The following is a 14,078-nucleotide window of genomic DNA, read 5'->3' as shown; positions in this document are numbered from 1 at the left end:
AGTGGTTCGCTTTTGCCATGGCCGCCTGCCACGGCAGTGCTGGCGCTTGCCTTCATGGGCTCGGAGTCGTGAGGCTGGCGAGAAAGTCAGCGACCAGCCGGTTGAACGTCTCGCCCTGATCGTCGTGGACATAGTGACTGGCGTGCGCGACTTCCACCGTCTGCACCTGCCGATTGCTGTCACGCATCGCCTGCAGCGTCGCGGTGGGCAGGAAGTCCGAACGCCCGCCACGAATGAACAGGGTCGGGCAGTCCAAGGCCCGCACCGCCGGCCACAGGTCGGTCGGCTCGATGCTCAGGCGCGCCTCGGCGATGCCTTGCTGATCGTGCCGCCAGCTGATCAGCCCTTCGTGCGCTTTCATCGAATGCGCCAGCCTGGAAGCGAGGCCCTGCTCCGACAAGCCCGGGCGCGACGCCTGCCAGAAAGCGCGGGCGCTCGCCCAGCTGTCGAAGTGCAACGGCGTCTGGCTCATTTCACGGCGAATACGCGCCGCGCCGTCGCCCTGGCTCGAGGAGCCGGGACCGATGTCTTCGATGATCAGCCCGTGCAAACGCCCTGGGTTTTGCCGTGCATATTCAAGGGCATTGGCGCCACCCAGCGAATGCCCCAGCAACACGAAGCGTTGCAAACCGAGGTGGGCGACAAAGTCCTCCACATCCTCCACATAAGATTGCGTGTGGTAGCTGCTCGGCGTGGCCCAATCGCTCAACCCGCGACCGCGCTGGTCCAGGGCGTAAACGCAGTAACCGGGGCCCAACGCCTGCACCAGCGACTCCCAGGTCTGCGCATAGGCCCGCAAGCCGTGCAGCAGAACCAGAGGCACGCCGCTCGGCTCGCCCCATTGCAGAAAATGCAGGCGCAAGCCTGTGCGATTAGTAAAAAAACAGCTGGCAGGCGACATCGTTGTGCTCCATGAAGGCTGGGCTTGGGCCGGCTTAGAAACGATCGAAACGATACGGGCTCGGATCGATGATCGGGGTATGCCCGCTGACGATATCCGCCGCCAGATGGCCGGCCGCCGGCGAGGTGCCGAAACCGTGCCCCGAGAAACCGGTGGCGACGGTCAACCCGGGAATTTGCGCGACCGGCCCAATCACCGGGTTCGAGTCCGGCGTCACGTCGATGGTGCCCGCCCAGGCCTGGGCAATCCGCGCCTGCTCGAATACCGGCCAGGCGGCCTTGAGGTTGTTCATCGCATCGTTGTTGAGCCGCGGGTTGGCGGCCGGGTCCTGCACCCGTACCCGTTCGAACGGGCTGATACTGTCGGCCGACCAACGCCGGGCCAGCGCCAGGTCGTTAAAGAAATACTTGCCCAGCGACACGTTCAACACGCTGCGCTGCGCGCGAAACTGCGGCATGTATTGCTTGGCGAGCAACAGGTGATCGAGGGTCAGGTAGGCGTCCAATTTGCCGCGTTGGGTAATGATGAAACCGCCGTCCTTATGCTTGCGAAAGGAAAAGTCCGGCGCGCCCACGGCGATCTCCGTAGGCCCGTCCATCGGATGCGTGCGCAGCACCGAACAGGTCAAGGCCAAGGTCGGCAACGCCACGCCGAGGTTGCCCAAAAAGCGCCGCGACCACATCCCCCCGGCCAGCAATACCTGATCGCAGCGAATCTCGCCCTTTTCAGTGACCACCCCACTGACCTTACCGGCGGACATCTGCAGTGTACGCACCGCACACTGCTCGATGATCACCACGCCCTTGGCCATGGCCGCCTTGGCGATCGCACTGCTGGCCAGGGTCGGCTCGGCCCGCGCATCGGATGGCGTAAAGATACCGCCGGCCCAGTCAGCCACGCCGCCCGGCACCCGTTGCGCGATCTCGCGCTGGCTCAGCAACCGCGAGTCGAGGGACAGATGTTCGACCGATTTCAGCCAGCTTTCATGCATCGCCATCTGCACCTCGTTGCGGCCCAGGAACATGATGCCCTCTTGCCGATACCCGACGTCGGCGCCGACCCGCTCAGGCATCTGCGCCCACAAGCGATCTGCGGCGAGGGCCAGGGGAATATCGGCGGCGTGCCGGCTGGTCTTGCGCACCCAGCCGAGGTTGCGTGAGGACTGCTCGCCGGCGATACGGCCTTTTTCCAGCACCACCACCGCGATATTGCGTTCGGCCAATGTCAGCGCAGCCGTCAAGCCGATGATCCCGCCGCCAATGATGACGACGGACGTCGCGAAGGGGAACGTAGTTGACGTGTTCACGGGCGCTATAGTCGGGGCCATGATCAAGACTCTGTGAGCGATTGAGGTCGGCCGCGCAAGCGCACGGCCGCGTAGCAGTCATTGCGACAGGCGGATGACTTCGACCTGCGCCTTGGAGGCGTTGCGATAGGCCGTCACTTCCAGTTCCACCTTGTAGACCGTCGAGCCCAACGGCGGGCAGGTCACGGTACTGGCCGGATCGACACCGCGAAACTTCTCGCCGATCAGACCCATGACCGCCGGAACGTCCTTGGGGTCCTGGATGAACACCCGCGAGCACACCACATCGGCCAGGCTGGCGTCGACGGCGGCGAGGGCCGTTTCGATGTTGGCGAATACCTGATGCGTCTGTTCGAGGATGTCCTCGGGGATCAACTTGGTTTGCGGGTTGCGGCCTGCGGTATTGGAGACATAGATCCAGTTGTCCACCACCACCAGGCGTGAATAGCTGGCTTGGTCTTCAAACGGGGAACCGGTCTTGAGCTTGATGATTTTGGTCATGTCGTTGCCTCTTCAGATGGATAAGGGTGGCTTAGCGCAACGCGGGGGTTTCCCATAGATTCAGTTTCACGCCGATGCCTTTTGCGATGGCATTGCGGTACACCACCGTGCCCCAGGCCACGTCTTCCACGGGCATGCCGCCCACCGACATGATGATGATCTCTTCATCGTTCCGGCGGCCCTGGGCATCGCCGGCAACGATCTTGCCGATGTCTTCGAGCTCGTCGCGCTGCATCTTGCCTTCGGCGATCATGTCCATGAACCGCACACCGATCACCGGTACGCAGTGGTGCGCGGGCTTGGGCAACTCTTCGAACCAGGCTTCATAGAGGCCGGTGTTATCCAGCACCTTGCGCACCTCGGAGCTCTCCATGCCTTCATCCAGGGAGCAGGACGCCGGCATCGCCATGAAGGCGCCCGGTTTGACCCACTCACGCTTAACGATTGGGTAGTTCGAGGGGTCGCCGACCTCACCGGAGCTACAATAAGTAACAAGGTCGGCGTCGCGGACCACATCTTCGAGGGTGTCGACGACTTTTATCGTGGTCACCTGTGGGTAGGTTTGCTTTACCCAGGCAATAAAATCGTTGAGGCTTTTCTCGCCGCGTCCCTTGATCTTCAAGGTATCGATCTGCGGGCACACCGCGATGAAAGCGGCCAGCGTGGTCTTGCCCATCACCCCCGGGCCCAGCAGGCCGACGACTTTGGCATCCTTGCGGGCCAGGTGGCGCGCGCCCACGCCGGGAATCGCGCCGGTGCGATACGCCGACAGCAGGTTGGCCGACATGTGCGCCAGCGGTGCGCCCGTGTCGGGGTCGTTGAGCGTGAACATCAGGATCGAGCGCGGCAGGCCTTTGTCGCGGTTGGCGATGTTGGAGCCGTACCACTTCACGCCGGCGGTGCAGAAGTTGCCGCCCAGGTAGGCCGGCATCGCCATCATGCGTCGGTCAGCGGTGGGTTTGGGCATGTTCGGGAATGGTGATTCCTTGGGGAAAATCACCATCGCGCCGTGGGAATCGTTGTTCGGGCCCGCCATGCGGTAATCGCCGATATACAGCAGGCCGAACATCTCTTCCATGGTGTCGACACAGGCAAGCATGTCGGTGACGCCAGCGCGGATCATGTCCTGCTCGGACAGGTAGATGAAGTCTATTTTTGTAGTCGTGGACATAATTATTCTCGGGCTGAAGGTGATATCGCTGCGGTAGGCGCGGCTCCCACGCTGTCGAGTCCGAGTATCGGGCTGGGCTTATCGGCGGTATTGTAAATTTCGGACATCGGCGCTTGCCGCGGGCACCTGAGTTGGCGCGATAAATGCCTGAATATTCGCGCATATTGCCAATCGAAGGTTCCGTCATGGTCAACCTGTGTGCGCCGAGGCCGCGGCACCCAACCGCCTACGAACAACCCTGGTTCGTACTCAACTCATCGCGGTATTCGGTGATGCCTTCCGAGCACCCGGCGATCTCGCATTTCTATGCCTTCGATGTCGCCCAATCGACCGACGTGCTGGCGGTGCCGGATGGCTGCGTGGACATTGTTTTCGACTGCGATACCACACGTCCCACCGTGCGGATCTGCGGCACGCCGCTGGAGGCGCAGCGCGTCGAACTGCATCAGCATCATCACTACTTTGGCGTGCGCTTTTCACCGGGGGTCATTCCAGGCTTCATCAATGTGCTGGCCGCGGACCTGACCGAACAGGAGCTGGATCTGCTCAAGGTCTCGGGGTTTGCCCAGCGCATGTTCGAGAACATCGTGCAAACCCCACGGCTGGAAGAGCAGATGAGGCTGTTCAATGACTACCTGGCCCCGCGCCTGATGGGCAGGACCTCGAAACTGACGGCGATGGTGATTCAACAGGCCCTGGTGCATCGCGGTGACCTGCGCATTCAGCAGCTTGAAGACCTCAGCGGCTACACCAGCCGCACCATCCATCGCCAGTTCAGCCAGGACACCGGCATGTCGCCGAAGATCTTTTGCCGCATCATTCGCTGCCAGGCGGCCCTGGAAACATTGAACACCCAGCACGATGTATCCTTCTCGGAACTGGCGCTGGACCTGGGCTTCTCCGATCAGTCACACTTCCTGCGCGACTTCAAGAAGCTGGTCAGTACGACACCCTGTGACTACCAGCGCAAAATTGTGCAGAACGCCTACAGCGACCGCATCAGCTTCGCCTGAACGCGCCGCATCAGGCAGCGTTCACCCCCCTCCCCCGCGCGACGAAAAATAAACCTGCGTCTCCATCATTTCTCCATAAAGCCTACGCTGAAAGTGCATGCTTGCCGTGCATCATCCAACCCGTTGCCAGAAAACCGCGCGCCGTTGCAGCATTGTCCGGCAGCACAGGGCACATCGACCGAGCAGAACATGACCGAATCACTCGTTACATCAACCGCTAATCAGGCACTGATCCTGATCGCCGAAGACGAACCGGAAATCGCCGATATCCTCACGGCCTATCTCAAACGCGCCGGCTTTCAAACCGCGCATGCGCAGGATGGCCGTCGCGCACTCGAACTGCACCAAACGCTCAAGCCCGACCTGGTGTTGCTCGATGTACTGATGCCGAAACTGGATGGCTGGATGGTACTGGCGGAGGTTCGTCACCGCGGCAACACGCCGGTCATCATGCTGACCGCACAGGACCAGGACGTGGACAAACTCATGGGGTTGCGTATTGGCGCCGACGATTACATCGTCAAGCCGTTCAACCCGGCCGAGGTCGTCGCCAGAACCCAGGCGGTGCTGCGCCGCTGCGTCGACAATGGCTATTTGACGGGGCGCAGCGTGCTGCGCGTGGACGCCTTCGAAATCGACATCGACAACCATGACGTGAGCGTCAGCATCGACGGGCAGAAACACCCATTGAACCTGACCGTGACCGAATTCAAGTTGCTCGCGCAATTGGCAAAGGCGCCCCGGCGCGTGTTCAGCCGCGCCGAGTTGCTGGCCCTCTGCTCGCCCGAGAGCGACAGCCTGGAGCGCACGGTCGACAGCCATATCAGCAAATTACGCAGGAAAATCGAGGACCTCGGACTGCAAGGCGTACCGGCCAGTATCCGCGGGGTCGGCTACCGGTTCGGGAGCCTGCCATGAAAGGCGCCAACAGCTTGAGTCGGCAGATTATCCTGTCGATGTCGGCCGTGGTCCTGTGTGTGATAACCCTGGCGATTGTCGGGACCTATGTCTTTTATGGGCTGCTGTGGTCGTTTGCTCCGCTGAGCGACGCGGAAATGGATGAGTGGCTGCCCAGCGGCATGGAGTGGGCCTGGATGAGCCTGATCACCTGCGTCAGCCTGGGTGTCGGCGTCGCAGCGGCGATCAAGTTGTCCCGGCGCATTCTGATGCCCTTGAACTCGGTGGCGGCCAGCCTGCGCAGGCTGGCCGATGGCGACCTGGATGCCCGCGCAGTGGCGCCGGATCAATCCTTGGGCGAAGCCGCCTTATTAGTGGATGACTTCAACAGCATGGCCAACCGATTGAAACGCATGGCCGAAGAACAGGCGTTCTGGAACGCAGCGATCGCCCATGAGTTGCGCACGCCGCTGACCATCTTGCGCGGCCGCCTGCAGGGGCTGGCCGAAGGTGTGTTCGAGCCGGACACCGCGCAGTTCTACAGCCTGCTGACGCAAGTGGAAGGGTTGACGCGCCTGGTTGAAGACCTGCGCGTGGTCGGCCTGGGAGACAGCGGCTACCTCAAGCTCGAACCCGACTACGCCGACCTGGCCACCGACCTCGAAGCCGAAGCACGGTTGTTCGAATCGAGCCTGCGCAGCGCCGGCTTCGTGCTGCACCTGGACCTGCTCAAGGGGCCGATACGCTGTGACCGCGCGCGGATTCGCCAGGCGTTGCTGGCGCTGCTGGACAACATCCGCCGGCATGCGACGCCAGGCAACGTCTGGGTGCAACTCGGCAGCCAACACTCGCGCAACTTCCTGAGAGTCACGGATGAGGGGCCGGGGGTGGACGACGCTTTCGCGACGTATATTTTCGATGCGTTCCAGCGCGGCGAAAGTTCTCGCTCCCGTGCCCAGGGAGGCAGTGGGCTGGGCCTGGCCGTGGTGCGCGCGATTGCCATCGCCCATGGCGGCACGGTGAGCTGTCGGACATCGATTAATGGCGGCACCGTGTTTGAACTCAGTTGGCCAACAACAACGCAGAGCCTGGATACCGACACGGAGTCTACTGAGGTGTAACTGCATATAACGCCAAACTCGCTTGAATATTCAAACCGACAAAGGTGATGGCATGCGCCTCTCTATTTTTATAGTTAATAGAGCCACGAAATATCGCCACTTTGCCTTACTGAACTCACAAGGATGTTGTATCGCGTTCAAGAGCTGCGAAAGGATGCCAACTCAGGGCGAATGGGTCGAAATCACAGCAATCAATCTTGCCTGGTTCAATCAAACCCTTCCAGGCCACGGGCGCCGGGACAATGAAGCAACACCTGGCAAATGACGTTCAATGTTTTACGCGGACAACTGTTATGCCGACTCTGCATTCCGCTCGCCCCCTTGTTGACTCGAAACAGCTGGAAGCGTCACTGACGCTCTACACACTCAAACTGCGAAAGTTGCAGCGCTTCTGGATTCCCCTGCAGAAGTACGCGCCGCATTGCGTATTGGCATTGTGGTTGATTGGTGTGTGCGCGTCGTTGATCACACAGTCTTATTGTCACTGGCTGATTACAGCGCCGGCCATTTGCATATTGATCGCCATGGAAATCGTTATCGAAGAAGTGCAGATCAATTTGTTATTGATGACCGAGGAGGCGCGCTATCTGCTCGGCGTCGCCCGCGGTATCTATCCTCCCATGATGCGCTCGACAGGTGGCCCATGCCGTCCGTAACCCCTAGGATTGTGCTCGAAGAAAGCAAAAAGCTCGGTCAGCAATCCGCCAGCCAAACCCTCAAGGCCATTGCCAGGGCCTACCCCGGCAAGCTGTTTGCGACCTTGTCGCTGGTGGCGCTGGAAAATGCACTGCTGCTCGCCTACCCGCTGTTTGCCGGGTTTGCCGTGGACTCGATCATCCGTGGCGATGCCGCCAGCGCGCTGCTCTATGCCGGCGTGGTGCTGGGGTTCTGGGTGGTGGGGGCGGCGCGGCGCGCGCTGGATACGCGCACCTTTACGCGCATCTACGCCGATCTTGCGGTGCCGGTGATCCTCAATCAGCGCCTGGAACGCCAGAGCACGTCCAAGGCGGCGGCGCGGGTGGTGCTAGCGCGGGACTTCGTCGACTTTTTCGAGAAGCACGTGCCGATCATCGCCACCGCGCTGGTCTCGATCATTGGCGCGGCCGGCATGTTGCTGGTGATCGAGCCTTGGGTTGGCGTGGCATGCCTGCTCGCGCTGCTGCTGTGCGTCACCGTGATGCCCGGCTTCGCCCGACGTAACCAGCGCTTGCATGAGCGCTTGAACAATCGCCTGGAAAAGGAAATCGGCATGGTGGAAGCCGTCGGCGCGCATACCCTGCACCGTCATTATCGCCTGCTGTCGCGACTGCGGATCCGCTTGTCGGACCGTGAGGCCATCGCCTTCCTGTCCATTGGCATTCTGGCGGCGCTGCTGTTTGTGGTTGCTATCACGCAACTGGCATTGTCGCCGGCCGTAAAAGCCGGGCATATCTATGCGGTGATGACTTACCTGTGGACCTTCGTCAGTTGCCTGGATGAAGCCCCCGCGATGATCGACCAACTGGCGCGGCTCAAGGACATCGGCAAGCGCGTGAACCCAGGGCTTGGCGAGGCGGCGGACTGATCGCGCATCAGCGCTCGGCCCTGCGCGTTTCCGAGGGCGACTCGCCAAACAATTCGCGGTAATGCGCCGCGAAGTGACTCAGGTGAAAAAAGCCCATGGCCACGGCGACCTCACCGACGTTTTTCTCACTGGCCGCGGTCGCGATCAACCGCCGCCGGACCGCGTTGAGGCGCAGATTGCGCAGGTACTCGACCGGGCGCAGGCCGGTCACCGCCTGAAAACTGTTCTGCAGGGTCCTGCGGCTGACGCGCAATTGCTCGCACAGATCGAGGATGCTCAACGGGGTATCGCCACTGGCAACGATCAACTCCTGGCAACGCCGGACCAGGTAGGCACTGACGGCGAAATTGCCGCGCCGGCAACGCACCTCGTCGCTGGCATGGGTGAACAGGTCCAGGAAGGTGCCGAGCAGCTCATCTTCCAGGATCTTTTCCGAGACGGCGCTGATCGCGTCGGTATGTTCCAAAAGGTGACGAAACAACGGGTGGATACGCTGGTGTATACGCAGCAGTAACGCCTCATCCACACGCAGCTGAGACACAGTGGTCAGGCGTTTAAGCTGCTCGCCGGATAACTCGAAAGCCGCCAGTTTGGCAAAGCGTACCGCGTCGACGTTGATCGCGAAAAAATGCGTGCCTTCCGGGGCATGCAATACGAACTCCTCTGAATCGCGCAGCAGCACCACGCTCTGCGCGTCCACTTGCTGCCCTTGCACCACCGGTGCGCTGCCCAATGACATGGCGGCGCACAACCGGCCTTTGGGCGAGGAACCATGCTGCACCACACGCTTGTCCAGCACCTCCTGGAAGATCTGGAAGCGATCGCAGGACAACTGGCGCAGTTCACTGGTGAGGCAGCCACGGCCCAGTTGGTCGTAGATCTGCTGCCAGCCCTGGATCGAGCCGGCGTGCTGTTGAGGATCATTGAAGGTTCGGACTTCAGCGAGCATATTCGTCGTTCCTCGGCGGCCTGTGTCTGGTCATTGGCCTGAAGGGGGCTCAGTCATCCCTGACGGCAGCTGGCATTCACACGGGCACAGTGTCCGCCTGGAAAATCAAAGCCAGTTCCGTGCCAAGCATCTGCAGACGATAGGTTCCCGGCTGTATATCGATCGGTGCCAGCAACGCGCCCGACAGCACCACCTGCCCAGCCTCGATACGGTGACCGTCCGCCAGGAGCCGGCGCACCAACCAGCACAGATTGAACAGGGGGTTGTCTTCCCGAGCCTGCGTATCGCCGCTGCCCAGGTGAACCCCTTCGTGCTCCAGACGATAGGGCACGCAGGCATGCTGTTGCGGCTCGAACGGCGACCTCGGCCCCACACAGTAAAGCCCCGCCGCCGCGTTATCGGCGAGGAAGGCGCCAAGCCCGAAACGCCAGCCTTGCCATCGGCAGTCGGCGATTTCGAACGCGGGCGCCACCTCGGCGATGGCCGTCAGAATGTCCTGGTCGCGGTAGTCTCCCGGCGCCAGCGCGTGCCCGAAGACGAACGCCAGTTCGACCTCCAGCTTGGGCTGGATCAGCCGCGCCAATGGCACCGCACTCCCCGGCTCAACCTGCATCGCCTCCGTGAGGCCGCCGTACACCGGTTCGTCGAGAGCAAAGCGTGCTTGCGCGGCGCGGCCGGCGAAGGCGACCTTCCAGCCGCTCGGTTTCTCCCCGGCGGCCACGCGTCGCTCCAGGGCCTGGCGCAACAACGCGTAGCCTTGCTGCCGGTCCAGCGCCTGCGGTGCCAAAGGCGCTATGGCATGAGCGCTGAGCCTCGCTTGGCGCAGTTGGCCGAGTACATCGTCGGGCGTGCTCATGACAGTTGCTCCGCCAGCTTGCGCAATACACCGTCAAGCCGCTCTGGGGTGGTAATGGCCGCGACAAAGCGGTCCGGACGCACCACGACGATGCAGTCGCGCACCTTGGAGAACCACTCGGCCAGCCGGTTATCCACGTCCTCCACACTGATCGCGTCCATCGCCGTCAGCGGCTGGTTGCGCCCCACGCCGCTGCGCGAACGGTTGACCTGGATAAAGCGCGTGTTCCAACGCGCCCAATACGCGGCCATGTCCTCGCTCAGTGGCGCCCGGGGATTGGTGCGGTACCCCAACACGGCATACGAGTTGCCCAGCATGTCGTCGAGGCGCCGACGTTGGCCCTGGGCATCTTCGATGTAAGGCTGCACGAACAGTTGCCCGACCAAATCGTCTTCGCGCAGCTCGGCACGCTCGTGATAGACCAGGCCTTGGGTGATGGTGGCCTTGGGTTTGAACTTGAATTCCAAGAGGTGCGAGCGCAGGTTGTCGACACTGTTGACCGCCTGGAACAGCCAGTCGCGCACGCCGGCCATCAGCGGGTTGGTCAACCCCAGCACGGCGCCCATGTTGTCGGCCAGCGCCACCAGCTCGGTGGCGTGGCCGCGGCGTTCCTGGTCGTAGCTGGCGAGGATCGACGGCGCCGCGCGGCCCTGAATGATCGCCGCCAGTTTCCAGGCCACGTTGGCCACGTCGCGCAGGCCGGAATTGAGGCCCTGCCCGGCCCAGGGCGGCGAAATATGCGCCGCATCGCCGACCAGCGCGACCCGCCCCTGGACAAACCGCGCCGCAACGCGGGAGTGGTGGGTGTAAGCGCGGATCCGGATGATGTTCAACTGATCCACGGCCGCGCCGATATGGCCGCGGATCAGTTCACGAATCGTCGCCTCGTCACACATTTTCGCTTCGTCTTCGCCCTCCAGCAGCATGAACTCCCAGCGCCGCTGCTGATAAGGCAGGTAGATGCACACGAAGGGCCGTTGCGGATCGGCATGCAGGGCGGTGTACGGCGCATCCAGGGTGTCGTTGGCCGTATCGACCACCACCCATTTGCGCGGATGCGTGAGCCCGAGCAGTTCGACGCCCAACTGTTTGCGCACGGTGGAGCGCCCGCCGTCGGCGCCAATCACATAGTCCGCCTGCAATTGGTAGAACTCGCCGTGGGCATCGCGCACCTGCAAGGTCACGCCCTGCTCGTCCTGCTCCAGTTCGAGCAGTTCATGGCCCTGGCGCAATTGGACGCTGGCGTGCTGCACGAGATGTTCGCGCAGGGTGCCTTCGAGCAATTGCTGCATGAAGATGTTCCGCATCGGCCAACCGTACTGCGCGACGCTCGGCTTGACCTCGGCGAAACACACGCCACGCGCGTTGTAATAGCGCAGCGGTACATCGCAGATCATGTCACGTGCGGCCAGCTCGGCAATGCCGATCCCTTGCAGCACGCGCAGCGCTTCATCGTCCATGCCGACTGCGCGGGGATAAGGCAGGATGCCGTCGGCCAGTTCAAGGACGACGCAGTCGATACCGTACATCCCCATATAGTGTGCGGCCGTGATCCCGTTCGGGCCGCCGCCGACAATGACCACCTGGGTTTTGTCCTGCTTCATCGCTAGTCACCGCTTTCTTGTTGTGGTGTTGATCGAATGCCACGCAAGGCCTTGCGCCCGGGCTCAGTGCAGCCCGTCGAGACCTTGCACATCCGCCGCCTGCAAACCGCCGAGCCGTGCATGCAGGCGTCCGCGCGTGGCGAAGGCCCAGATCACAACGATCTCGTCCGGCGAAGGACCGTCACCGAACATCAGCGACATGCTGTCGTAATGGGAGCGCACATACAGCGCGTCCTTGTGAGCCAATGGCACATCAATGGTCGAACCCGGACCGCCACGTTTGCCGGTGGACGGCACCCAGGATTTGCCACCGCCCAGCGCGACACGGATCGGATCGGCGGCAGGGTTGGTCAGGAACGCGTTGCCGTGCTCGTACTCGCCCTCAGTGCCCACCAGGATAGCCTTGCCGTAGCTGACAATCTCGTGCTCGCCGGCCAGTGCGTTGATGCGCCGGCCGAACTCTTCGCCCAGCAACGGCGAGTCGTCCACCAATGCATCCAGCGTCTGGCTGAAGCGGCCGGCATAGGGGTTGGCAATCACTGCGGCGATGGCGTACTTGTACACAGGTTCGCCATCGGCCAACTGGCCGGTTTCGTTGGCCAGGGTTTCTTCAATGAAGCTGTACCATTTGCGGATGTGATAGCTGGCGAAATTCGCGGTTTTCATCAGAGCTGCCTCTATTCAAAGTGGGTCGAGTTTAAAGTTCCGGCTCGGCGCGCCGGCGGCCTTGAAGCGGGCCTTGCCAAGTGCGTCGTCGTGCTCGGTCTCGAGAAAGAATTCCATGCGATTACAATCCGGATCGTGGAAATACACGCCATGGCCGATTTCGTGATCGGTGATTTTCACCACCTCGACGCCTTTGCTCAGCAACATGCCGTAGAGCTGGCGCAGGGTGGTCATGTCGCCGGCGATTTCCAATCCGTAGTGCTGCAACCCCAACCCGCCCTGATGGGCGCCGGGTTCGGCACGAATCAACGCAATGTCGTGGTGCTTGGTGCCAAACGCCATCATCACCCAGCTCTCGCCACGGGCACTTTCGTGCATACCCAGGATGTCGGCGTACCAACGTGCTGACACATCTGGATCACTCACCCATAGCGATAAGTGAGTACGAAGGACTTCGACTTTCATCGCGCACTACCTCAGTTTTTCTTGACGATGGATTGATGCCCCGCCTTGATCTGCGCCACAGCGGGGGTCCACAGCACGTCAGCGATCTCACTGAATTCGCGCCACTGCTTCTGCCAGCCGTCACCGCCGTTCTCGGAGGTGAACAAATGGCCGTACTTGGTGCCCGCGACGATTTGCCGAGGGTTCGCCGGGTTGAAGGCGATAGCCCACACACAGGAATTGGGCTGTTGCGGCAGCGGCAACACCTGCCAACTGAGCGCGGCATCATGGGAGACCAGGATCTTGCTGGTGGTGCCCGGCGTGCCGTCGGAGATGCTCAGGTACAGCGTATCCTGCGTGCCCAATGGCGCACTCATGGCGCGCGCGTAATACAGGCCAAACGCTTCGCGGGCGACGATGCCGGTCCAGGTCAGCCCTTCATCGAGGCTGCGGTAAACCGCATTGACGCAAACCACCACGATGACTTTCTCACCGTGATTGGGCAGGACCAGGATGTTGTGGATGTCCGAGTTGAAGTCCCACAGCAGCCGATCATCGACGCGCATCCAGCTTTCGCCGCCGTTACGCGAATGGAACAGCCCGCCCTCCTCGAGGCCGAACCACACCTGGTTGCGGTCGGTGGGGTCGTAGGCGAAGGCCAGCAACCGTGGACGACTGACGCCGTCACAGAACTCCGGGATTTCCACCGGCGCGCGATCCCAGCTCAAGCCGCCGTCCAGGGTGCGCCACAGCTCGGCGCGCGAAGGCGCACCGGTGCCGACGAATATCCGCAGAGCATCCTGCGGGTCGACCGCCACCTTCCACACGGTCTGCCCGTTGAACGGCGTGTCGACCTGCTGCCAATGGCCGCCGGTGTCGTGGCTGACGCACAAACCAATGTCGGTGCCGGCATAAATCACGTCCGGCGTGCCGGGGTGAAAGCTCAGCGAACGGGTGATCGCATCGAACTCCAGATCCTGCCCGAGACCGAGACGATGCCAACTGCGGCCATCGTCGGCGCTACGGATCACGGCCTGGCCGACGGTGGCGACTAATAGGGTTCCGTTACTCATCGCAGTTACTCC

At 62.0% G+C, this 14,078-nt stretch carries 15 protein-coding genes; 5 read left to right on the top strand and 10 right to left on the bottom strand.

The window, feature by feature from the left end; genetic code table 11:
• Positions 1 to 52: 52 nt before the first annotated feature.
• From MOQ67_RS11340 to MOQ67_RS11325, 4 genes are read right to left on the bottom strand one after another with little or no spacing between them, the layout of a single operon-like run.
• On the bottom strand, positions 53 to 901 hold the full coding sequence (locus MOQ67_RS11340) for an alpha/beta fold hydrolase (RefSeq protein ID WP_198718152.1): 849 nt from the start codon (positions 899 to 901) through the stop codon (positions 53 to 55).
• A 34-nt stretch (positions 902 to 935) separates the two neighbouring features.
• Positions 936 to 2,228, bottom strand: coding sequence for an NAD(P)/FAD-dependent oxidoreductase (locus tag MOQ67_RS11335; RefSeq protein ID WP_198718151.1), 1,293 nt, complete (start codon positions 2,226 to 2,228; stop codon positions 936 to 938).
• Between the two features lie 57 nt (positions 2,229 to 2,285).
• Complete coding sequence (locus MOQ67_RS11330; protein WP_017846980.1) at positions 2,286 to 2,708, bottom strand: RidA family protein; 423 nt, start codon at positions 2,706 to 2,708, stop codon at positions 2,286 to 2,288.
• 31 nt (positions 2,709 to 2,739) lie between these two features.
• Positions 2,740 to 3,879 (bottom strand): tyramine oxidase subunit B, encoded by a 1,140-nt coding sequence (locus MOQ67_RS11325; protein ID WP_026140023.1) that lies wholly within the window; start codon positions 3,877 to 3,879, stop codon positions 2,740 to 2,742.
• Positions 3,880 to 4,064: 185 nt separating this feature from the next.
• Between MOQ67_RS11325 and MOQ67_RS11320 the strand changes: the two genes are divergently transcribed.
• From MOQ67_RS11320 to MOQ67_RS11300, 5 genes are all read left to right on the top strand, one after another.
• Positions 4,065 to 4,892, top strand: coding sequence for an AraC family transcriptional regulator (locus MOQ67_RS11320; protein WP_046483329.1), 828 nt, complete (start codon positions 4,065 to 4,067; stop codon positions 4,890 to 4,892).
• 189 nt (positions 4,893 to 5,081) lie between these two features.
• Positions 5,082 to 5,810, top strand: coding sequence for a response regulator (locus tag MOQ67_RS11315; protein WP_102618303.1), 729 nt, complete (start codon positions 5,082 to 5,084; stop codon positions 5,808 to 5,810).
• The gene (locus MOQ67_RS11310; RefSeq protein WP_017846976.1) at positions 5,807 to 6,910 is read left to right on the top strand and encodes an ATP-binding protein; all 1,104 of its coding nucleotides are present in this window, start codon (positions 5,807 to 5,809) and stop codon (positions 6,908 to 6,910) included. The genes MOQ67_RS11315 and MOQ67_RS11310 overlap by 4 nt, the downstream gene beginning before the upstream one ends.
• 293 nt (positions 6,911 to 7,203) lie before the next feature.
• Positions 7,204 to 7,566, top strand: a complete 363-nt coding sequence (locus MOQ67_RS11305; protein WP_017846975.1) for a hypothetical protein — start codon at positions 7,204 to 7,206, stop codon at positions 7,564 to 7,566.
• Entirely contained in the window at positions 7,554 to 8,474 is a 921-nt protein-coding gene (locus tag MOQ67_RS11300; protein WP_026140021.1) for an ABC transporter six-transmembrane domain-containing protein, read from the top strand. The genes MOQ67_RS11305 and MOQ67_RS11300 overlap by 13 nt, the downstream gene beginning before the upstream one ends.
• Before the next feature lie 7 nt (positions 8,475 to 8,481).
• On the opposite strand, the gene MOQ67_RS11295 is transcribed toward MOQ67_RS11300, so the two are convergent.
• The 6 genes from MOQ67_RS11295 to MOQ67_RS11270 form a co-directional block, all read right to left on the bottom strand.
• Positions 8,482 to 9,423, bottom strand: a complete 942-nt coding sequence (locus MOQ67_RS11295; RefSeq protein WP_017846973.1) for a helix-turn-helix domain-containing protein — start codon at positions 9,421 to 9,423, stop codon at positions 8,482 to 8,484.
• 76 nt (positions 9,424 to 9,499) lie between these two features.
• Positions 9,500 to 10,279 carry a 2-keto-4-pentenoate hydratase gene (locus MOQ67_RS11290; protein ID WP_198718405.1) on the bottom strand — a complete coding sequence of 260 codons (780 nt, stop codon included), beginning with the start codon at positions 10,277 to 10,279 and terminating at the stop codon, positions 9,500 to 9,502.
• A complete protein-coding gene (locus tag MOQ67_RS11285; RefSeq protein ID WP_198718404.1) occupies positions 10,276 to 11,883 on the bottom strand; it encodes a bifunctional 3-(3-hydroxy-phenyl)propionate/3-hydroxycinnamic acid hydroxylase in 1,608 nt (535 codons plus the stop codon). The genes MOQ67_RS11290 and MOQ67_RS11285 overlap by 4 nt, the downstream gene beginning before the upstream one ends.
• A 63-nt stretch (positions 11,884 to 11,946) precedes the next feature.
• Complete coding sequence (locus MOQ67_RS11280) at positions 11,947 to 12,549, bottom strand: amino acid synthesis family protein (RefSeq protein ID WP_046384086.1); 603 nt, start codon at positions 12,547 to 12,549, stop codon at positions 11,947 to 11,949.
• Between the two features lie 15 nt (positions 12,550 to 12,564).
• Entirely contained in the window at positions 12,565 to 13,014 is a 450-nt protein-coding gene (locus tag MOQ67_RS11275; RefSeq protein WP_026140020.1) for a VOC family protein, read from the bottom strand.
• 11 nt (positions 13,015 to 13,025) lie between these two features.
• Positions 13,026 to 14,066, bottom strand: coding sequence for a WD40/YVTN/BNR-like repeat-containing protein (locus tag MOQ67_RS11270; protein WP_046384088.1), 1,041 nt, complete (start codon positions 14,064 to 14,066; stop codon positions 13,026 to 13,028).
• Between the last annotated feature and the right edge of the window lie 12 nt (positions 14,067 to 14,078).

The sequence above is a fragment of the Pseudomonas sp. LY-1 genome (assembly GCF_053502595.1).
Note: the sequence above shows the minus strand (reverse complement) of the source record. Positions and strands in the feature narration are given on the sequence as shown.

Excerpts from the sequence above, each read along its gene's own strand:
- MOQ67_RS11340 (WP_198718152.1), bottom strand. The coding sequence starts at position 901 with ATGTCGCCTGCCAGCTGTTTTTTTACTAATCGCACAGGCTTGCGCCTG.
- MOQ67_RS11335 (WP_198718151.1), bottom strand. The coding sequence starts at position 2,228 with ATGGCCCCGACTATAGCGCCCGTGAACACGTCAACTACGTTCCCCTTC.
- MOQ67_RS11330 (WP_017846980.1), bottom strand. The coding sequence starts at position 2,708 with ATGACCAAAATCATCAAGCTCAAGACCGGTTCCCCGTTTGAAGACCAA.
- MOQ67_RS11325 (WP_026140023.1), bottom strand. The coding sequence starts at position 3,879 with ATGTCCACGACTACAAAAATAGACTTCATCTACCTGTCCGAGCAGGAC.
- MOQ67_RS11320 (WP_046483329.1), top strand. The coding sequence starts at position 4,065 with ATGGTCAACCTGTGTGCGCCGAGGCCGCGGCACCCAACCGCCTACGAA.
- MOQ67_RS11315 (WP_102618303.1), top strand. The coding sequence starts at position 5,082 with ATGACCGAATCACTCGTTACATCAACCGCTAATCAGGCACTGATCCTG.
- MOQ67_RS11310 (WP_017846976.1), top strand. The coding sequence starts at position 5,807 with ATGAAAGGCGCCAACAGCTTGAGTCGGCAGATTATCCTGTCGATGTCG.
- MOQ67_RS11305 (WP_017846975.1), top strand. The coding sequence starts at position 7,204 with ATGCCGACTCTGCATTCCGCTCGCCCCCTTGTTGACTCGAAACAGCTG.
- MOQ67_RS11300 (WP_026140021.1), top strand. The coding sequence starts at position 7,554 with ATGCCGTCCGTAACCCCTAGGATTGTGCTCGAAGAAAGCAAAAAGCTC.
- MOQ67_RS11295 (WP_017846973.1), bottom strand. The coding sequence starts at position 9,423 with ATGCTCGCTGAAGTCCGAACCTTCAATGATCCTCAACAGCACGCCGGC.
- MOQ67_RS11290 (WP_198718405.1), bottom strand. The coding sequence starts at position 10,279 with ATGAGCACGCCCGACGATGTACTCGGCCAACTGCGCCAAGCGAGGCTC.
- MOQ67_RS11285 (WP_198718404.1), bottom strand. The coding sequence starts at position 11,883 with ATGAAGCAGGACAAAACCCAGGTGGTCATTGTCGGCGGCGGCCCGAAC.
- MOQ67_RS11280 (WP_046384086.1), bottom strand. The coding sequence starts at position 12,549 with ATGAAAACCGCGAATTTCGCCAGCTATCACATCCGCAAATGGTACAGC.
- MOQ67_RS11275 (WP_026140020.1), bottom strand. The coding sequence starts at position 13,014 with ATGAAAGTCGAAGTCCTTCGTACTCACTTATCGCTATGGGTGAGTGAT.
- MOQ67_RS11270 (WP_046384088.1), bottom strand. The coding sequence starts at position 14,066 with ATGAGTAACGGAACCCTATTAGTCGCCACCGTCGGCCAGGCCGTGATC.